This is a genomic window from Streptomyces sp. NBC_00690 (assembly GCF_036226685.1).
Taxonomy (GTDB): Bacteria; Actinomycetota; Actinomycetes; order Streptomycetales; family Streptomycetaceae; genus Streptomyces.
In genome coordinates, this window is record NZ_CP109009.1 from 8,763,268 (window position 1) to 8,782,590 (window position 19,323).

At 68.7% G+C, this 19,323-nt stretch carries 18 protein-coding genes and 1 pseudogene; 10 read left to right on the forward strand and 9 right to left on the reverse strand.

The genetic code is table 11. The features are described from left to right. The first annotated feature begins 619 nt into the window (after window positions 1–619). The 3 genes and pseudogenes from OID54_RS37225 to tpg all read left to right on the forward strand — a co-directional run bounded on the left by OID54_RS37225 (window position 620) and on the right by tpg (window position 3,403). On the forward strand, window positions 620–820 hold the full coding sequence (locus OID54_RS37225; RefSeq protein WP_329027064.1) for a hypothetical protein: 201 nt from the start codon (window positions 620–622) through the stop codon (window positions 818–820). 466 nt (window positions 821–1,286) lie between these two features. Continuing rightward, window positions 1,287–2,837: pseudogene (gene tap, locus OID54_RS37230) on the forward strand (telomere-associated protein Tap); the annotation flags it as partial. Between the two features lie 8 nt (window positions 2,838–2,845). Beyond that, the gene (tpg, locus tag OID54_RS37235; protein ID WP_329027066.1) at window positions 2,846–3,403 is read left to right on the forward strand and encodes a telomere-protecting terminal protein Tpg; all 558 of its coding nucleotides are present in this window, start codon (window positions 2,846–2,848) and stop codon (window positions 3,401–3,403) included. Between the two features lie 254 nt (window positions 3,404–3,657). Here the strand turns inward: tpg and OID54_RS37240 are convergent, their stop codons facing one another. Then, complete coding sequence (locus tag OID54_RS37240) at window positions 3,658–3,933, reverse strand: hypothetical protein (RefSeq protein ID WP_329027069.1); 276 nt, start codon at window positions 3,931–3,933, stop codon at window positions 3,658–3,660. Between the two features lie 226 nt (window positions 3,934–4,159). Beyond that, entirely contained in the window at window positions 4,160–5,044 is an 885-nt protein-coding gene (locus OID54_RS37245) for an NAD(P)-dependent oxidoreductase (RefSeq protein ID WP_329027071.1), read from the reverse strand. A 102-nt stretch (window positions 5,045–5,146) separates the two neighbouring features. Between OID54_RS37245 and OID54_RS37250 the strand changes: the two genes are divergently transcribed. Together OID54_RS37250 and OID54_RS37260 are read left to right on the forward strand one after the other, a co-directional pair. After that, the gene (locus tag OID54_RS37250) at window positions 5,147–5,740 is read left to right on the forward strand and encodes a TetR/AcrR family transcriptional regulator (protein ID WP_329027073.1); all 594 of its coding nucleotides are present in this window, start codon (window positions 5,147–5,149) and stop codon (window positions 5,738–5,740) included. Window positions 5,741–6,527: 787 nt separating this feature from the next. Then, window positions 6,528–6,737, forward strand: coding sequence for a hypothetical protein (locus tag OID54_RS37260; protein ID WP_329028045.1), 210 nt, complete (start codon window positions 6,528–6,530; stop codon window positions 6,735–6,737). On the opposite strand, the gene OID54_RS37265 is transcribed toward OID54_RS37260, so the two are convergent. From OID54_RS37265 to OID54_RS37280, 4 genes are all read right to left on the reverse strand, one after another. Next, entirely contained in the window at window positions 6,692–7,537 is an 846-nt protein-coding gene (locus OID54_RS37265; protein WP_329027075.1) for a hypothetical protein, read from the reverse strand. The two genes, OID54_RS37260 and OID54_RS37265, sit on opposite strands and share 46 nt — an antisense overlap. After that, a complete protein-coding gene (locus OID54_RS37270) occupies window positions 7,534–7,893 on the reverse strand; it encodes a PadR family transcriptional regulator (RefSeq protein WP_329027077.1) in 360 nt (119 codons plus the stop codon). Before OID54_RS37270 ends, OID54_RS37265 begins: the two co-directional genes overlap by 4 nt. Before the next feature lie 219 nt (window positions 7,894–8,112). Further along, a complete protein-coding gene (locus OID54_RS37275; protein ID WP_329027079.1) occupies window positions 8,113–8,397 on the reverse strand; it encodes a hypothetical protein in 285 nt (94 codons plus the stop codon). Window positions 8,398–9,336: 939 nt separating this feature from the next. Beyond that, window positions 9,337–9,639, reverse strand: coding sequence for a hypothetical protein (locus tag OID54_RS37280; RefSeq protein WP_329027081.1), 303 nt, complete (start codon window positions 9,637–9,639; stop codon window positions 9,337–9,339). A 354-nt stretch (window positions 9,640–9,993) separates the two neighbouring features. On the opposite strand from OID54_RS37280, the gene OID54_RS37285 reads away from it, so the two are divergent. Both OID54_RS37285 and OID54_RS37290 read left to right on the forward strand, forming a co-directional pair. After that, a complete protein-coding gene (locus OID54_RS37285) occupies window positions 9,994–10,782 on the forward strand; it encodes a hypothetical protein (protein WP_329027085.1) in 789 nt (262 codons plus the stop codon). Then, window positions 10,674–11,312 carry a hypothetical protein gene (locus OID54_RS37290; RefSeq protein ID WP_329028013.1) on the forward strand — a complete coding sequence of 213 codons (639 nt, stop codon included), beginning with the start codon at window positions 10,674–10,676 and terminating at the stop codon, window positions 11,310–11,312. The genes OID54_RS37285 and OID54_RS37290 overlap by 109 nt, the downstream gene beginning before the upstream one ends. Before the next feature lie 514 nt (window positions 11,313–11,826). Here OID54_RS37290 and OID54_RS37295 read toward each other — a convergent pair. Continuing rightward, the gene (locus tag OID54_RS37295) at window positions 11,827–12,462 is read right to left on the reverse strand and encodes a TetR/AcrR family transcriptional regulator (protein ID WP_329027087.1); all 636 of its coding nucleotides are present in this window, start codon (window positions 12,460–12,462) and stop codon (window positions 11,827–11,829) included. A gap of 153 nt (window positions 12,463–12,615) precedes the next feature. Here OID54_RS37295 and OID54_RS37300 point away from each other — a divergent pair, with 153 nt between their 5' ends. Then, window positions 12,616–13,059: a nitroreductase family protein gene (locus OID54_RS37300; protein WP_329027089.1), complete on the forward strand. Its 444-nt coding sequence runs from the start codon at window positions 12,616–12,618 to the stop codon at window positions 13,057–13,059. Window positions 13,060–13,129: 70 nt separating this feature from the next. Here the strand turns inward: OID54_RS37300 and OID54_RS37305 are convergent, their stop codons facing one another. Further along, on the reverse strand, window positions 13,130–14,332 hold the full coding sequence (locus tag OID54_RS37305; protein ID WP_329028015.1) for an IS110 family transposase: 1,203 nt from the start codon (window positions 14,330–14,332) through the stop codon (window positions 13,130–13,132). Between the two features lie 1,489 nt (window positions 14,333–15,821). Beyond that, window positions 15,822–17,213, reverse strand: coding sequence for a VWA domain-containing protein (locus OID54_RS37310; protein WP_329027091.1), 1,392 nt, complete (start codon window positions 17,211–17,213; stop codon window positions 15,822–15,824). 186 nt (window positions 17,214–17,399) lie between these two features. Here OID54_RS37310 and OID54_RS37315 point away from each other — a divergent pair, with 186 nt between their 5' ends. Together OID54_RS37315 and OID54_RS37320 are read left to right on the forward strand one after the other, a co-directional pair. Continuing rightward, window positions 17,400–17,606: a hypothetical protein gene (locus tag OID54_RS37315; protein WP_329027094.1), complete on the forward strand. Its 207-nt coding sequence runs from the start codon at window positions 17,400–17,402 to the stop codon at window positions 17,604–17,606. A 526-nt stretch (window positions 17,607–18,132) separates the two neighbouring features. Next, window positions 18,133–18,720 (forward strand): hypothetical protein, encoded by a 588-nt coding sequence (locus tag OID54_RS37320; protein WP_329027096.1) that lies wholly within the window; start codon window positions 18,133–18,135, stop codon window positions 18,718–18,720. Window positions 18,721–19,323 lie beyond the last annotated feature (603 nt).

The window sequence follows — 19,323 nt, forward strand, 5'->3', positions numbered from 1 at the left end:
GTGGACCGGGGCGAGGGTGATCTGTCGTCGTTGCGGGAACGTCGCCGAGCTGTTCCGCAGGACGCGGCAGGCGCAGGACGAGGGCGTGCTGGAGGAACGGGAGCGGAGTTTGTGCCGTCGACTGCGACGCCGCACCGTGTGCGGTGAACGACGAGTTGCGGGCAGGCCGAGTACTCCTGGTCGCCCCCGCAGCGGCGGGCCAGGTGGAACCGAGCCGGTACGACCGGGCACCGGCCGAACTCGGTTTTGCGAAAGGGGCGAACGGTCCGCCGGTCGTGGACGGCCCGGATGCCATGCCGTCCGGGCCGGGCGTGAGGAATAGCCCGACGCGACGAGGATTGCGGCGCGTACCCCGGGTACCCGGCAGGGTGAGGTTGTACGCGCAGGGGCCGTCTGGTGTCCAGAGGGCAGGTGGCCGGGGTGACTGGAGGCCGGGGTGACTGGAGGCGGTGGGTCACACGGTTGCCGCGCGGGGGATCGGCTGTGTGTACGGGGACGCGGAGCTAGAGAAGACGGTCGCGACCCAGTAGGCCCTGTACCACCTGCTGCCCGGCCGGGTGCCGGTGTCGCGGGCGGTGGTGGGTGTCAGGACCGGACTGTCGCAGGTGCGGGCCGCGTTGTGCGAGGCGCTGGGGCTGCCGTTCGGATCACCTACTCACCGGGCCGGCCGGCTGACCAGGCATTGGCGGGGGCGCTGGCCGAGCCGGGTGTGCTCTTCCTCGACAACGCGCAGCGTCTGTCGCCGCCGATTCTGGACTACCGGCGGCAATTGTGGCACTCGCCGGGCTGCGTGGCCGCTCTGGTGCGGGCGGACGAGTAGACCGACTGTGGCAACTTCCGTCCGTGGGCACGCCTCTTTCTGGAGGCTGCCGTGTGTTTCGCCCGGCCCGGACCAGCATCTGCTGGCCGGCCCCACGACCGCACGCACCTGGTGCGCATGGCGGAGGTAGCAAGGCTTCGCCCGCCGCAGTCGCCCGCCAGCCAACGCACAGCGGCGTCGCTCGTAGGTACGGGACGGGTCAGCAACGCCGGCCCGAGCCCTTTGACGATCCCACCATGTTCGCCCCCGAGCGTTCTGCCACCGCGATGGTTGGTGCAAGGCGGCCCTCTGCTCTCCAGGATTTCTCACACCAAGCCGCTCTCCCCGGCCAGTTCACGCATGGCCAAGATATCCACTGCGGTCCTCGGCTAGAGAGCCAGTAGTAGCCCAAGCTCGAGAACTTCCTTCCCGAAGCAACCGTGAACCCACCAACCGCGATTTACGCCATCCGTACGTGTTTGGTACGGCTGATCCGTTGCTGGTGTTCACCGAGGCCGCGTTGGAGCGCTATGGCCTCCCAATCGCACTCTCTGAGGAGGAGCGGCTCGCTGGCAGGTTGCCGGAGGGCCACAAGGTCGTCAAGCAGCTGGTCCGCGCGGAGTGGAAGCTCACGAAAAGGGGCTTCGGGCCGTGGGCGCGGATCTACCGTCCCGCAACCGGTTCGGAGCGGGCCTGTGTGCAGCTGTGCATCCCGTCCTGGCACGCACTGGACATCCGTCACTGGGACACCGCCGCGCAGCTTCCGCCGGCGGAACTCGCTCGTGTCCTGGGTGTGTACGCGTCCCGGGTGATGACGCCACGCGGTTCCACGGCCGTCACGGGGCTGGAGTTGATGACCGCGTTGCACCCGGCGACTCGGGCTTCCGAGCCGGACGCGGACGGCAAGCGCACCTCGGAGCACAACCCCGGCAGTCTGGGCAAGGACCCGGTCGACTGCGCCCCGTGCGAGGCCCCCGACGGGCACCCCCTTCTCAAGGATCTGCCGCGCTTCCATGTCCGCGGCCCGGGGGAGAAGCTGTTCGAGGAGGCGTACGACTGGGCTCGGCCGATGACCGATGCCGAATGCATGCGCCGCCACCTCGTGGGTCTGGACGTGAATATGGCGTTCGCTGCCGGAGCGAACGGCCTGTACGTCGGTCTGGGAGCCCCCACGCACGTCAAGGCCCCGGTGTTCGACCCGAAGCTCCCCGGCTCGTGGCTGGTCGACCTCTCGCATGTCGATCTGTCCCGGGTGAAGGTCGGCAAGGACAAGTGGGCGGACCTGGACGGCAGTCTGTTGCCTTCCCCGTTCACGCCGAAGGGCGAGCGTCCGACCGGCCCGGCCTGGTACGCGACCCCGACGGTGGCGTACGCGGTGGAGCTCGGCTACGACGTGACGCCGACCGAGGCATGGGCGCGGTACGAGAACGGCCGCTATCTCGACGGCTGGTACCAGCGGCTGCGCGATGCCTACCTCGCCACGATGGCCGACCTCGGCGTCCACACCGACACAGAGCCGACGGACTTCCTGGCCGCGATGAACGGCTACAAGAGCCGTGACCCGGAGCTCGCGATCGTCGTCGCGGCGGTCAAGGCGACGGTGAAGGGCGGCCTCGGCAAGCTCCGCGAACGGCCCCGGGGTGAGGGCTGGCGGCCGGGCGAGCCGTGGCGCGCGCTGTCCCGCCCGACGTGGCGGCCCGACATTCGAGCGGCGGTCATCTCCCGCACCCGGATCAACCTCCACCGCAAGATCGTCAAGCACGCGGCGTTCACCGGGCAGTACCCGGTCGCGATCCTCTCCGACTGCGTCGTCTACGCCGCCGACGGCGAAAGCCCCCTCGACTTCCTCCCCTACCGCGAGGGTAAGCCACTGCCCGGTGGGTTCAAGCTCGGCATCAACCCGGGTCTGGTCAAACACGAGGGCACCCAGAGCGTCCTGTGGGGTGAGGAGGTCCGCGAGCGGTTCAACGCACCGGAGCTCAACCTCGCCCGGTACATCAAGGACGGCACCGTCACCGACGTCGACAACGGAGAATAGGGCAGGCGATGAGTCTGATCGGGGACGGCCTCAACAAAGCGGTGCAGAAGGCGTTCACCCGCCCGGCACCCAAGACCGCGGGCCCGCAGATGCGGTACCTGGTCAAGCAGTACAAGGGTACGAAGGCCGTCGCCGAACTACTCGGCATCTCCCAGCGCACCGTCGAGCGGTACGTCAAGGACCAGATCAAAACACCCCGCAAGAACCTCGCCGCGCGCATGGAACACGAGGTCAAGAAGCGGTGGCAGCCCCAAATCCGCGCCAAAGCTAAGGAGAAGGCGGCCAGCACGGGCGGCATCGTCATCGACACCCGCGCCCGCATGGGCTACACAGCCCCCATCGGAACCACCGACCAAGACCGCATCCGCCACCTCACCATCGCCCTGCCACCCCACTACGCCGCCCGCCTCTTCGACGCCCAGGAGGCCGGCGTCAGCGACGCCCGACTCCAGGAGATCGCTGCCGAAGCCCTCAAAGAGGTCTACTTCCAAGATGGGGGCCGCCGCGCCGGAAGCCTGGAAGAGGTCCGGTTCACGGACATCGAACACCTCGAATTCGACCTCTAGCAGGGGCCGTACCCCGAACACCCTGCTTGTGGTCGAGCGCTTCATCCGGGGTCGACACCTACGACTCGGATGCCGACCCGCTTGCCCAGACGGAGCGCGCCGACCGGTCCGCGCTCGACGCGGACCGCCTGGACGAGCTGGATGCCTTGGCCCTGTCGCCGACCGCCCCGGCGCACAGCGCGCCCTGGGCCGTCCGCACAGTGTTCACGAGGCCGCCCACACCAGTCCGGAAGCGACACCACGATCGTGTTCTCTCACCAGTCGTCGGGTGCGCTGCCCACCCACGCGATCGGATGGCCCTCGCTGTTGCGGCCCCAGTGCGGTTCCTCCGTAGAGGTCTCGTTGCTGTCGTCCAGGGCGCAGCTCCGTCCCCAACGGCCGTGCTTGCCCGCACAGACCCCGGGGAGCCGCCGCCTCGGCGGCGCGCGGGCCCGGTCGTACGGGTCCTGGAAGGGCTGGAGGCGGGCGCACAGCTTCATGCCGATCTGCGTCTCCGCCGGCGCCTCGGCCTGTGCTCGCGGCTGCTGCACCTGCGGGTCGGAGACGCGAACGAGAGGACATCCTCCGCCTCCGTAAAGGTACTGCTCCGGACGTGCCGCCGCACGGCCGCCTGCGCGCACTGCTCTTCCTGCTCCTCTCCACCAGGGAGAGCGGGAGGGGGGCCGGCTGTGCTGGTCGGGCTCCGGTCGGAGCGGCGGCAGCGCACACTCCGCGACTGCGGCCCCGGCGCCCTTGCGGTCCGTTCGGGAGGCCGGTTCAACTTCGCGCACCGCCTACGTGGATGACTTTCCGCAGACTGGTGAGACTGCGGTCCGCGTGTCCCGCCGCCACACCGTGCCGGAACATGTCGAGCACCGCTTCGGGTAGCGCGGGGTCCACCCCGGCGGCCCGCACTGTGTCTACCACGTGCTCCATGCTGGCCAGCCCCATGGCCAGTCGGTCCACATCGCCGGTGTCGTTCCCGGCCGCGAGCCGCGGTGCGTAGAAGCGGAAGAAGTCCGACAGCGAGTCAGCCACATCCACCGAGTACGGCAGGATCTCCTCGACGGTGACGCCGTTTGCCTCGGCCAGCGCCATCGAGTGGAGCCAGGCGGTCATGCTCGTCCAGAACAGATCCATCTGGATCTGGTAGTACAGGGCCGCGAGTCCCGGGTCCTCGCCCCGGTACTCGACCCTGCTGATCACCTCGAACGTGTCCCGGTACGCCTCGATCAGGTCCTGGGGACCGCTGTAGTACGCATAGCCTTCCGGCGTTCCCACCAGGGCCGGTGACACCGCCACCCCGGCGGTGAGAAAACGCGCCCCGTGCCCGGCCGCCCACGCCGAGGCTTCGCGCGCCCGTTGCGGCGTATCTGAGCTGAGATTGGCGATGACCTTACCCGGCAACGCGGTGGTCGCCGGTTCGAGGATGGCGTACATCGCGTCGTAATCCGTCAGGCTCAGGATCACCAGGTCATTGGCGGCCAGGGCCTCTTCGACCGAGGGAGCGAGCGCCGCACCGCCTGCCACGAGGCCGTCCGCCTTGCTCGCAGTTCGGTTCCACACGGTCACCTCGAATCCGCGCGCCAGGAACGCCCGCACCATCGCCTGGCCCATCGGCCCCAGACCAACCACCGTCACCGACCGTCCACCCACACCCATGAGGATTCCCTTCAGATAGAACTAGAATGAACGCTCTATTTAGAGCCAGAGGCAACGTAGCACGGCACTGAAACGAACGCTCTATTCGGTAAGATGATCCGTGTGAGCACGAAGACGAAAACAGCGGCGACCCCCGGCACCCGCACGCGCATCGTTCACGCGGCCTCATCATTGATGCAGCGGCAGGGCTACGACGGCACAGGGATCAAGCAGATCGCCCAGGAGGCGCAGGCCACGCTGGGCTCCGTCTACCACTTCTTCCCGGGCGGGAAGCAGGAGCTGGCGGTCGCCGCGATCCACCACGGCGACCAGGAGTTCTTCGACCTGCTGCGGGCCACACTCGACAACGAGAACGACCCTGCTCAGGCCATCGCCACCCTCTGCGGCACCCTCGCCGAAGGCATGTCCGCCTCCGACTGGATCGATGGCTGCCCGATCACCACAACCTCACTTGGCACGGCCGGCCGCGCCCCAGACATCCAGGCAGCCGCCGCGCATGCGTTCGCCCGCTGGCGGGGTCTCGTCCACGACAAGCTGCGCGCCTCAGGCATGAGCGAACGCGACGCACACGACCTCGCCCACACGGTGATCAGCCTGGTGGAAGGCGCCGAACTGGCAGCTCAGGTGTCGCGAAGCAAGGAGCCTCTGGAGATCGCTGGCAAGCACCTGGCCCGACTGATCGCTCTCCACCGCTAGGGCCGTTCCTCTGGGGCACACGGGCGGCTTGCGGCCGCCGTTGCGGAGATGGCCGCCCAGCTCCAGAAGGGCGTGAAAGACCGAGCTGCCGCGCACCGCTCCGGCTCGTGGCTCACGGCGCCACCGGACCCGACGCATACCCAGCGGCCCGCCCCTGCCCGGTCCGGTGGGGCGACACCTACGGGAGGAGTCGGATGACCATGCGGTCCCCGGACTCGAGCATCGAAGTCATCGCCGCCCGGTTGAGGAAGGACCTTCAGGAGCGCGCTGATACATACGGTCCGGCGTCGCTCTGGGAGCCGATCTGGAAGCGGACCCGGAATCCGAAGTCGAAAGCAGCGAAGAAGGCGGAGCCCGGCAGGCAACGCAAGCGACTCCAAATGGCAGGACAGCGACGCTTCTTCGCCGGGCAGTCGCGCCGGCCGTCGGTCCCAGCAGAACCGGATCGGCAACGCGGCCGCGCCCCGCGCCCTATCCCGGCTGCGGCACTCGAACGCCTGGCTGTGGAAACGATGCCGGGCATCGTCGACCGACGAGCGTGGAGTTCACCGACGTGGAGCGGCTCGACATCGAGCTGTGATTGTCCGCCGTGCCGAAGGAGCCTCGAACTGTGCGCCGGTTCGAGGCCCCTTCGGCACGCCCGGCTCGTCGCGGACACGAGCCGGGCCGGGACGACGGGCCTGCGGCGGGTCCGGGTCCACTTCGCCTGGTGCTCCCGCCGTACGACGGGAGCACCAGCGGATGACGTCGGATCCTTACCGCGAGCGTCAACATCCGGCTGGTCGTCGTGACGCCCGAGGTGCTGGGACGCGGCGCCCGTGACCGGCGCCTCGATCTGCGTACCGTCGAACTGGCCAAGGACCTCGGCGAGATCGGCGTGGCGGGGCGCGAGGGCCTGCTGGACGAACCGCTCTGGTACTGGCCGAAGCGGCAGCCCCGCAGACCCTCAGGTCAGGCCTGGCCTGGTGCCCTGCCCCGGACGCGGTGCACCGCGTAGGCGACGGCGAACACCGCGGCGTCCAGCACCCCCGTGAACAGCAGCAGCTCACGCGCCTCGTGGATGGCGAACTCGTACACCAGCAGCCAGGGCAGCGTCGCGATCAGCGCGCCTGCCACCCGTACGTCCTTCGGGCCGCCGCGGACAACGGCGACGGACAGCGCCCCTGCCAGGACGACGGACGGCCATACGACCGCGCCGCCGAATTCCGGCTGGACCCCCAGCAGATCCATGGCGAGCAGCGGAACCGCGGTGAGCGCCGCAAGCCAGGTCAGCGTGCTGCGGTCCTTGGCCGAGACGGGCGGCAGGTCCGGCGGGCAGCCGAGTACGACCAGAGCGACGAGCAGACCGGCCGGCCCCCGGGTCCAGCCGAAGCCGAACATCAGCAACTCCGCTGCCACCACCACCGCGGCGACCGCGACCAGGACCTTCGCTGTGCGCCAGCGGCCGGCCATGGCGCACAGCGCGGCGAGCGCCATCAGCGCGCTCTCCGCCGCCGCGAGTATCCAGACGGGCTCGGTCACCATGTTCCGGGAGTGGAACAGGAATAGCAGGATGAACAGGGCGTACCCCGCCGTCCCCGCCAGGATGTACGGCGTGGCTGCGGCCAGCGCCCTGCCTCCCTGATCGGCCGAGGTGGTCCGCAGCCGTACCCGCAAGGCGTGCGCGACGAGGTCGGCGCCCTCCCGCAGTCGGGCTGGACGGTCGGCGTCGGCGGTGGCTTCTGCGTAGAGCGCGGCGATCTCGTCGCCGTGGGCGCGCCGGTAGCCGGCGGGGTAGAACGACAGCAACCGGGTCACGCGAGTGCCCCCTTCGGGTTCGGGCCGGGGCGGAGGGAGAGTAGCCCGAGGCGGCGTTCGGCTTCGGCTGCGGTGGAGCGCAGCCGCGCCGCCTCGGCGCCGAGCACGTCGCGCCCAGCGGCGGTGAGGGCGTAGCTGATGCGCGTCCGGCCGTCGACGATCTCCTCGCTGTGCACCTGGATCAACTCCTGCTGCACCAGCCGGTCGAGGGCGCCGTAGAGGGTGCCGGTGCGCAGCCGGACCCGGCCGCCGGAAATGCCGAGGACTTCCTTGACGATGGCGTACCCGTGCCGCGGCTGGTCCGCCAGGGCGGTGAGCAGCAGCAGGGTCGGTTCCTGCATCGGTCGGTCTGTCATGACAGCACTATAGGTCGACCAGCGACATATGTCATCTACCGACCTATAGAACCTGCCAACAACCCCGACGAACCGAACCCGCGAACCGAATCTACGAGATGACGCTCGGAGTCCCGCCCGGTGGTCCTTCGGGAGAGGAGAGGGCGAGCGGGCCCGGGAGGTTGCCCCGGCGGCCGAGCGCACAACGCGCGTCCCGGAGACGGTGGAGGGTCGTGACCGTCACGTTCCGGCCGGTCTCCACCACCAGCCGGCGAGGAGACCGCACGCGACCGGTACTGCGGCGTGGACTGACCTGGGCGGTGCGAACTGGTCTTCGCTCGGCCAGTCCCAGGGGATCGGGACACGGACCCGGAACAGGACGTCTCCGGCGTCCTGGACGGACAGGAACGCGACCGCGGTGTCCTCCCGTACGGGCCGCGGGGTGAGCGGATCGGTGGTGACCGCCTCGGCCCCAGCCCGCCACAGTAGATAGGCCGACGCGTCCGACTCGACCAGCATCTCCACTCGGGATCCAGCACGGGCACACACTCTCCAACGTTGAGGGGGGACTTCCCCGGCAGCGTCACCGATCCGCTGGCCCCGTACAGGCAGGGAGACCACAACCCTTGCCCGTTCTCCCGCCGGGCGGGCAGCAAACCCCTCGCCAGGTCCACCCGGCGGGCATCCGTCCCCGGCGGAACCGCACCAGTAGTGCCGCCCTGCGTCGTGACGTGATGCGCGCGCCCTGTTTCGGATGCGGCACTTCACCGCCGAACTGTGGCGACGATGTCGCGCACTCTTGTGCGCACCACGAAGTTCAACACCCAATGTGCGCACCGCGCCCGGCGCGCACCTGTTCGGTCCGGGTGCGCACCAGCCGCCACTTGTCCAGGTTCGGCCAGGAGCGCGTTGTCCCTTGACCGGGTTCGCTACGTGCGGCATACCACCCATACCGATGAGGGAGATGTCCCTGTCCCGACCAGGCGCGACGGCCCGAGGGAGAGCCACGGCCGCCCGGGGCGTGTCGGCGGACTTCGCGGATAGCCACGCAGCGGCTGCCGTTCCCGGTCGTGCCCATCTTTTCGTCGGCAGTTGAGACGACATGCGCGATCTCGTTGAGAGCCTGGCCGCGCCCAACGGCATGCCGCCTATGCTGCGATTCTTGCCGCTCAGCCCGAATCCCCGCCCGGACTGTCCGTCAGTGAAACTGGGCCTATCAGGTGGGCCCGCCGCAATGTCCGCGACTACGAGCACGTCTGCCCAGCATGCCGAAGCCCACCTGCACTGGGCCTTCACCACCTTCATGACAAGGCGCCTCACCCGCAAGCACGACCTTGTCGCACGGCACCACTGCGGGCGTCCGGTGATACGGCGAGGGTGCCGTCCCGCATGCCTCGTGAGTGCGAGAGGGGTCCCGGTCGGGCTGCGAACGGCCTCCGTCCACAGCCCGGACACGGAGAAGGGTCAGACGGTGGCGGCGATCCAGCCGATCGTCTCCTCGGCGTGTGTGCCGTCGGAGGTGACCTTGCCGGCGGCGTGGAGCTCGTTGATGCGGATCTTGAATCCGCTGACGGTGACGTCCGCGATCCGCAGCCCGGGTGTCTCGGGCCCGTTGAACGTCTGGACGAAGGGGGTGACGATTACCGTGGACCCGGCGGGGAACGGGGTGGGGAAGGTGACCTGGGTGAAGGTCGACGTGTCGCCGCCCGTGACGGCGACGGGGTGCGTGGAGTTCAACTGCAGCTTGCCCGTCTGAATCAGACTCATGGTCATCCACCTCTCGAAGACCGGCCACCGCGTCCGGGCCTGAACCCACCCGCAGTGCCGGACAATTGACGCCTCTCCTGAGACGCCGCGAGGAGACTGCCCGACCGCTCGTCAGTTTAGTGACAATGTCACTACATATAGTGATCATTTCTGAGGGGCCTGCGCCGCGCACCCGGATCTGTTCCGGCGCCAACCGGCCGCTGAGGTTGCGCGCGGCGCCGGGCACGGTTCGATCTGCCTGCTCTGCGCGGGAGCCGGTTGGTTTCCTCTCCCTCCCGTGGGGGAGGTGCCTGCCGCGCCCGGGGGATGTACGGCTCGGGTGTCCGCAGTTCTCTGGGAGGTATGAAAGACACGATGAAGCGCCTGCTCGCACCGGCTCTGCTGACCGCGCTTGCGGTGTCCGGGCTGTCCGCCTCGGCCTCCTGGGCCCGGCGCGAGTCTCGGGGCGAGAGTACGGCTCCGAGCCGGTCCGGTGCTCCCGGAGACGACGTCCGAGCCCGGATCGCGGCCATTCCCGGGATGCGGGTACTCGGTGAACGGCCCGCGGCCCCGGGGCAGATCGTCCTCGATCTCGCCTACCGGCAGCCGGTCGACCACGGGCACCCCCGTCAGGGCTCCTTCGATCAGCGGCTGCCCCTGGTGCACTGGTCGACCTGGCGTCCCATGGTGCTCTACTCCGGCGGCTACGACCTCGGCCCGTCACCGGAGCGCCGGTCCGAACCGGCCGTACTGCTGGACGCCAACCAGATCACCACCGAGCACCGGTACTTCGGGAACTCCCGGCCCCAGAAGCCGGACTGGTCCAGGCCCACCATTCGGCAGGCGGCCGACGATCATCACCGGATCGTCACCGCTCTCAAGAAGGTGTACCGCGCCCCCTGGATCTCCACCGGCGGCGCCGCGCTCAAGTCCGTCCAGCGTGCGGCGCTGAGCCGGCGCGCAGCGATGACCGAGCGGTACGACCGCTGGGCCGAGGCCGAGGGGAAACCTTCCACACCATCGGCAGCACGGACCGCGCCTTCGAACTCGCCGTCCTGCGGCTGCCGGCGATGTTCTGGATGCACCAGCCGACAGGCCGCTGCGACTTCGTGCCCACGATGGCGACCGATGACGACGCGCTGTTCAGCTGGATCGACCGGGTGACCGCGCTCCCGGTCTACACCGACCAGTCCCTCGACCCCCTTACCCCCTACTTCTACCAACTGGGCACCGAGCTCGGCTATCCGCAGTACACCACTCCGCACCTGACCGGGCTGCTGCGCCATCCAGGCGTGCAGGATGTCCGCTCCTATGTGCCGCGGGAGATCTCGCTGCGCCCTCTCCTCCAGCGATTCGAAGCCGTGCTTCCGCCCCGTCGAGACCAGGAACTCCAGCCGCGGACGATGCCTCTGCTTCGTCCTCCAAGTGAAACCATGGACCGGCTTCGACGACAGCACCGGCACCGAACCCAGATCCCGGACCTGCCAGACGACCTCCGACCCGTTGATCTGCCAAGCGGCCGTCCAGCGACTCGCCCAGTTGTCCCGCATCACCAGCCGCGTACGGGCCTCATCCAGGCTCCCGTACGACGACATCAGCCCGTCCAGGACGCACGAATCGGAACGGACCTGGGGGACAGCCTTCGGATTCACCGCACCAGACCACCAGCTCGTACGGCACCCCGCAGCGGTTGATCACAACTGATCACTTCGCAGAGCAATGAGCCGGGACGCGGTAGTTGGAATCGGTGCGGCGAGGTGACCTGGCAGTTTTGACCTGCTGGGGCGAGCATGTTGGAACCATCGGGTCAGACTTCTTGCAAGCTTCGGTGAATTGCCAGTCATGTTGGGACCAGTTCCGGGCATCGCAGGCATGTAGCATCCGTAGTCGCTTTCCCGAGAGGTACGGAACCGAGCGAGCGCGTGCGCAGGGCCGCGGGTGGGGCGGTGGCGACGGCGGCGGGCGGACAGCTGGTTCTAGCTCTTACGCCCGGGCCCTGTGAACGACTACGCAGCTCTACGAGAGCTCCTTTCAGCAAGGTGACCCACTCGCCAAGAAGATCGACGTCGTGGGTGCCACTTGATCAACCGGAAGCGCTGAAGCCAGCATTTTCGCCAGGGCCGGCACCGCCTCATCTTCGGGCAAGAGAAGTACGTCGACGCCGGCTGGATCGAAGGCGCGCGGGCCCGGGGCGGAACCGTCTCGCACTCAGAAGTCCACGTCGCTGCTGGCCTTGTCGGCTCCTCCGCGTCGGGCTGTGCTCGGCAGGGCGTGCGCGAGCAGGGTCTTTGCTGCCGTCCGTGCGTGTCGGCCGTAGTCCGCTTCGCCGAGCACCATGGCGCGACTGGCCGCCCCGTCCGCGAGGGTGACCAGTTGTTCGGCGAGCGCGGCGGGTTCGTAGCAGCCCAGTTCCGTCACCAGCGCGGTGACCAGCCGTACCATCTGCAGTTTCTGTTCGCGGGCGTAGGAGTGGACCGCGCTCTCGGGGTCGGGGAACTCCGCTGCGGCGTCGATGAATGGGCATCCTCGTACCGGTGTTGCATCCGGCACGGGGTCGAACAGCCCGAGGATCCGCTCCAGCGGGGGGATGTCCTCGCGGTTCAGTACGTCTTCCAGAGTGGCACCCGACGCGGTGAGGTCCTGGAGGTGGGCGATCACCAGGTCGCTCTTGGTCCGGAAATGCGCGTAGAGCGTGCGTTTAGACACGGGTGCCGCCTCCGCGACCTGCTCCATTCCGGTCGCGTTGATGCCGTGGGTCGCGAACAGCTCGGCGGCGGCGGCCAGGATGCGCTCCCGTCCGCCCCGCCCCCGCCCCCTCGCGGATTCCGTAGTCGTCGCACTCATGCATCAAGTATACGGAAGCGTTTACTTCGAGAGGTGACGCCTGCTAGGTTCACGCAATGTAAACGGCTGCGTTTACATCGAGCGCTGTCGAGGAGTCTTTCGTGAGCCTGTTGGCCCCCACCGAACTGAGTGACTGTGCGGAGAAGCTGATACGTGGCCGTCACTCGACCCGCGCGTTCCGTCCGGAGGGTCCTCCAGGCGCGCCGGGCGGCGTTCGGTACCCAGCTGTACGGAGCGCTGGGCATCGCAGCCGACAATCACGAGGCGCGGGCGGCCTACAACGCGGAAAGCCTGCGCTTCTACGGCGCGCCGCACGCCGCGTTCCTGTTCGTCACCGGGGACGGCGGGGCCCGGCTGGCCGCTGACGTCGGTGCCTACATGCAGACCCTGCTCCTGGCAATGACCGCCTACGGCGTGGCGAGTTGTCCGCAGGGGCTGCTGAGCTTCTATGCCGACACAGTCCGCGCCGAACTCGCAGTCGGCGAAGGGCAACTACTCGTGGGCATCTCCTTCGGCTACGCCGACGGAACGGCACCCGTCAACCACATCAGGACCGAGAGGGCTGCGCTCGAAGCGATCACGACTTTCCACAGCTAGTCGGTTCGCGCGTGCCCACTACTCCTGGCTGCGGCAGCCCCCCTGCCGGGGGGTGCCCCTATGGGTTTGGTCAAGCTGATGGGGCGGGTTGGGGTTCGTAGAAGGTGCCGTCGCAGGGCATGGCGAAGAGCACGTCGGCTCGTCGTCGGGCGAGGCAGAGGAGAGCTTGGGTGTGGTGTTTGCCCTGGCTGATCTTCTTGTCGTAGTAGGCCCTGGAGACCGGGTCGGCCAGGGCGGCGAACGCGGAGAGGAAGAAGGCCCGTTTGAGCTGCTTGTTTCCCCTCCTGGACGGTTGCTCACCACGGATTGACGAGCCCGAGCTGCGGGTCGCTGGGGCGAGGCCGGCGTAGGCGGCGAGGTGGGCGGCGGACGGGAACGAGCTGCCGTCGCCGACGTCGATGAGGATGCGTGCTCCGGTCCTGACGCCGATCCCCGGCATGGACGTCAGGACCTTGGAAAGAGGGTGGTCCTCCAGCAGCTCCTCGATCCGGGCGGCGAGGAGTTTGCGCTGGTCAAGAACTGCCTGGAGCGAGTTGGCGAGGCTGGGAACGATCAGTGCAGCCGCGTCGGTGCCCGGAACGACGACGGTCTGTTCATCCAGTGCCGTGAAGATGTCATCGACAAGACGCTCGGCCATCCGCGGGGCCTTCGGACGGATCAGCGTCACGAGCCGACGCCGTCCGGCCTTGCGTATCTGGGCGGGCGAGCCGAAATGGTCGAGCAGCCTGAGCACGGCCGGGTGCTGCACTCGCGGCCCCAGAACCCGTTCCAGCGACGGATGGATCTGCGTCAGCAGGCCCCGAAGCCGGTTGCTGATCCGCGTCGCTTCACCGGCCAGGTCGTCGTCGAAGCCGACGATCATCTCCAGCTCGGCGATGGTCTCGTCCTCGAGATCGACCGAGCGGAGCGTGTGAGGCATGACGCGGGCCGCGTCCGCGATGACGAACGCGTCGCGGGCATCGGTCTTGGCCTCGCCCGGGTAGAGATCGGCGATCCGCCGCATCGTCAGCCCCGGCAGATAGGCGACCGGGCAGCCCATGTCTCTCGCGACGGCCAGCGGCAGTGCGCCGATGGAGGCCGGCTGGTCGACCACGACGAGCACGGTTCCGTGCTTGGCCTGCAGTTTCCCGAACACCTCGCGGAGCTTGGGCTCACTGTTGGGCAGCCGCTTGTCGAAGGCTTTCTTCCCGGCCGGGGTGACGGCGGTGGCGTGGTGTTCGCCCTTACCGACGTCCAGGCCGAGGAAGGCGCCGATGCCGCTGATGTCGATCACGTGCGTCCTCCGGTCGTCCCTGCCGCCCGGCCGTCCCACGGCACCGATCGCCACATCCACATTACGAAGAGCCTCCCGACCTGCGGAAAGGCCGGTGGTCATGCCCCTAATCAGCGGTCTGTCGATGCCTCCGGGGCCGGTGACACCACCCCCCAAGACATGCGATCGACAGGGGGAGAAAGTCATGCCAACTCCGGAGGCCGGGCGCCCCATTGCGGGGCAACCAAAACGGTAATGGGGGGGGCTGCCGCAGCACCTTGGGCTTACCGGCCGCGATGGCACAGCAGGCTGTCACGATGGTCGTCGACCGACGCCCCCGACTGCGGACCTGCCCTCGTCGGAACCCGAGAAGATCTCGCCGCCCACGACGCCGCGATCCTGCCTGCCCGCGAACCCCGAGATCCCAGGCCCCAACCGCTCCACAACCTGATCTTGGTTCCAACCGCTGTGGCCCGGTTCCAACTATCGCGTCCCGGCTCAAGTAACCACAGAGTGACGTCGGCGTCGTTTGCCAATAAGCGTGCTGATTTGCCAACTGTGCTGCGTCGTCACACGGATTCCCTATTCACAACCGCCCCGGAAGTCGATGAGATCTATCCACAGGTGCCCTGTTCTACGGTCGTGTCTGCTTCTTGGCGTTGTGTGCTCGGAACACGTCGGACAGGCGGAGGTTGCGACGGCTATGGGGCAGAGCAGGTTCGACAGGGAACTGAAGCAGACGGCCGGTTCGCTGGTGGTCGGGATCGGGATTCTGGCGGGCCGGCGATCTGGACGGGGTGCGCAGGACGGAGGCGACGTTCTGGCGGGCCGGGACCCGCGTCCTGCCGAAGACCGAGGGCAAGGTGCACCCCCGCTCTTACCGGACCGGGTGGCAGCGTCTGGCCTCCCGTATGCGGTCGTGGGAGCACCAGTTGCAAGCGGCTACCTGACCACCCAGGACCTCGACGCCACAGAGCGGACTGTCCGCGAGCTGGGGGGACAAGCGGGACCAGAGTCTTCGCAACTCTTCAGACGAGCGGCATCATCACCGCCACGCCGCGGGTGAGATCGCCTACGGAATTCTCGGACGCTGGCCCTGGGAGCCGCCGCGAGTGGATCGAGTTGCTGTACCAGGAGCTCGCGCGGCCTTTGGGGATTGCGGAGCAGACCGACCCGCGCCGCTACCTCCACATCCCGAAGATTTTCTCCGACGACGCGGGGATACGGGTCGATCTGCTGGTGCATCTGCGGTTCTCCCGCGATGTGGTCGCCCGGCTCGTTGCCGAGATCTGTTGGCGCCGGCTGGTCATCGGTGTTGGGTATGACGCTTTGGGGCCCCGGGCGGGCCCGGGGGAGACGTCGGGGTGTGGCGTACTGGACCCGCACCGACCGGGCTCCTGCGGATGGCGGCGTACCGGACCTTGGGGAGACGGGCGCCGCCCCCGTGCCCGGGTCGGCTCTCACCTGATGGTCTGCTGTGCCGGAAGGGGTTGTGTGTCCGGGCGGGCCGTCACAGGACGCCGGCCTGGCCGGCGGCGGTGATCCAGGAGGGGAACTCGGAGAGCAAGCGGTCGTAGAGCTCGGTGTCGGGCATGTCTTCGATACGGTCGACCGCGAAGAAGCCGACGTTGTCGACCCGGCGGCCCTGCATGGTGTCCAATCGGGACAGGATTCCGTACTCCGACCGTCCCAGCCCGACGAACTGCCAGAACACCGGTTCTTCGGCCGCCTCCCGCAGTTCCCGCTCGATCTCGGCGTTGCGGTGAACGCCGCCGTCGGAGAAGAACAGCACCAGGGTGGGAACGGGAACCGGGTTGCGCCGGACGAAGTCACGGACCTCGGCGATCACCTTCTGTTCCTCGTTCTGGATGCCGACGTCGCGCATGTCCACCTGACCGGGCTCCAGGCCCTTCCTCGACTTCCTCCGGAAGAAGCTTATTTGCCCGACGCGGACATGGAGCCGCAGCCACTCCGGCAGCTCTCCCAGCGTCAGATCCGGCAGCCGGGCCGGATTCGAGGCGAAGGTCCACGCTTGCATATCGCCGTCGTCGTCCAGCTTCGCGGCGACGGCGGCCATGCGCTCCACGACCTCGGCCACGGTGCCCCTGGTGTAGAGGGCAGCCATGGAGCCGGACGCGTCGAGCACCAGGACGACGCGGGCCGACACCCCTTCCGCGCGGTGCTTGCGGAGGCTGACGGCCACCTGCTCCTTGCGCAGCGACAGACGCTTGCGCATATCGACGGGCAGCCGCTCCTCTCCGTTCACCCGCCCCAGCCCGGGAGCGCCGGGGGCCGGCGCGGGCGGCACGGGTGCGTCGGCAGGGGGAGCGGCGAGGGTTGCGGCCGGTGGTTCGGCGGGGGGCTGGGGCTCTTCGTCGACGCTGATGCCGAAGTCGGTGGCGAGTCCGGCGAGACCGGAGGCGTACCCCTGCCCCACCGCGCGGAACTTCCACCGCCCGCCCCGCAGATACAGTTCACCGCCGATGAAAGCCGTCTCGGTCGTCGCCTCCATCGCGAATCGCGCCAGCTCGCTCCGCGTCCCGGCGTCCAGCAGTCGCAGCGTCAGCCCGGACAGCCGGCCGAACGGCCCGCCGTCCGCCGACGCGGCCAGCACGACCCGCTCAATGCCCTGCTCCAACCGCCCGAGGTTCACTTCGAGGGTGTCGGACACCGTGCCGGACACCTGCTGCTTCCCCAGGTGGCGCACCGCGCCGCGGGGATGCTCCGGCTGGTTGTAGAAGACGAAGTCCCCGTCGTCGCGCACCCGTCCGTCGCCGCCAAGCAGGAGCGCTGAGGCGTCCGCGGCCGGTATGCCGGGGTGGTCGGCCCAGGAGAGCACGGCGTGCACCACAGCGGAGTCAACGGGCAGGTTCGCGCCCTTGTCCAGGGAAGTCGTCGTCATGCGCCCCAGTCTGCCCAGCCGCGTGCGGATCCGGCAAAGGCCCCCCGGAGACCCGCCCCGGCCAGCGGCGGGCCCGATGCGGGGGACAACCCCAACTGGACCCACGGGCTGGCGGATGGGCCTGCACCGCTCCCGGCCCTAGCGTCGAGCCGACAGGGCCAACTTCTTCCGAGGAGCAACATGCGCATGAATGGGCGCTCTTTCAGCAGACGTTCGGAGATGACGGGAGTGGCCGTTGCCGCGATGACCGTCGCCGCCGGGGCGGGCCGGCCCGCCGCCTCAGTTACCCACCGGACGGGAGGGGCCCTTCAAACGGACGCCGACGCGATCCAGGCCGCCGGTACCACTGGCGACCCCGCAGCCGTCGTCATGCTCGCCCGCGCTCTGCGCTAGGCGGCACCTGTTCTGGAGCTGCCGGAAGACGACGCCCTTGAGTTCACGCAACTCGCCACACGTCTCGAAACCGAGGCCGCCAACGGATCTCCCGACCCGGCCAGACTCCAGCGCTGGGGCGGATCCATCGTCGGCATCCTCAACTCCCCAGTCGTCAGCGGAGCGCTGGGAAGCGTGCTCGCCGCATACACCGGGTCGGTACTTCCGGGCCTTCTTCCCGCGTAGCACCGCAGCCCAGAATTTCGAGAGATACCACCGCCGGACGATGGGTAACTGTTTCCGGTCACGGGCGTTCCACAGGACGGACCGCCCTTGCGGCGACGGTCCCGGCTGTGCTCTGTCGGCCCGTGAACGGCGAGCTGGGGCTGTTGGTGCCTGGCCACGATCACGGCGTCTCTCTTTGGGCTGCTGCCGCATCGAACGTGTGGCGTGTTCGTGGGTGGGGCGTGTTGGCGCGGTGCTTGTCGGGGGCGTTTGTTGGGTGCGTCACCCGGCGGGTCAGGAGGGCGGGCGATAGCGTGCGCGCATGATGCCGGAGGAGTACCGCGACTTCTTCACCGCGGCGGCTGGGGCCACGGGTGCCTTGGCCGGATTGCTCTTCGTCGCGCTCTCACTGCCTGCGCAGCAGGTGGCCGGGACAACGGGGCGCACGGGTTTCCGCACCTTGGCCTCGGCGGCCCTGCTGGTCTTCACCGATGCCCTGGTGCTCTCCCTGGCGTCCCTGGTGCCCGGGGTCGATCTGGGCTGGTGGTCCGCCGCCGGGGGAGTCTGCGTTCTTGCCTTCGCGCTCGCCGCGCTACGCGTTCGGGACGGCGTCGCGGGACGGCCGTACGGGCTGGCTGCCGGCCTGCTGTGCATCGTGGTCTTCGAGATCTGGGCCGGAGTCCGTCTGGTGCGCGCTCCGTCGGACCTCGGTGCCGTACGGGTCCTGTGCTATTTGGTCGTCGCTGACCTGATCTGCGGGATGGCCTGGGCGTGGCAGCTCGCGAGCATGCGGGACACCGGGCTGGTCGCCTCTCTGCGTCTGCTGGCCCGGGGCGAGGAGACCGACCCCGCCATGGTCGCGCGCCAGGCACCGGACGACCCGGAGGACGAACGCCCACCGGGTGGCTGACCACGCGGCACCCGGCGGGTGCGCGGTCGATGACGATGACGCGCCGCGTCCGGCCCGGAGGCGGCGCACGAAGCGCACGAGATACTCCGCGCGTTGTCCGACGGCCTCACCTGTACCCACTTCGCCGGCTGGCGCCCGCCCGGTGGAAGGCAGTGCGTAGCGGTAGCGCACCTGCTGGGAGATCTGTGTTCTGCCGCGGCATCCAGCTGGCAGGCATCGGCGGACGTCTGTGTGGTCGCTGGTGAGGATCTCCTGCGCTAGGCGGGGGGAGGGGAGTGCCTCCCTTGCTGTTCGAGGTCGATTACCTCTTTGTCAGGCACGCAGAAATCTATCTTGGCCGGAGTAGACATTGGGTGGTGGTGTGGTTATGGTTTCTCTCGTAGCCGAGATCAGCAAGGCCCGGCAGAGACGAACTGCCGAGCAGCAGTGCAGGTAGTTGCAGTACGCAGGACGGTGCGGTGGTGGAGTTTCGAAGCCAGAGCGGTTGTAGGACGGCGACGGGACTGACGACCGGACCGGGTGGCCCGCGGTGATGAGGGGCCACCGTCAGCGGGACCGCAGTGGCGGTACCCCGTGAGCGCTGTTCGTAGGACCAGCAGTGAA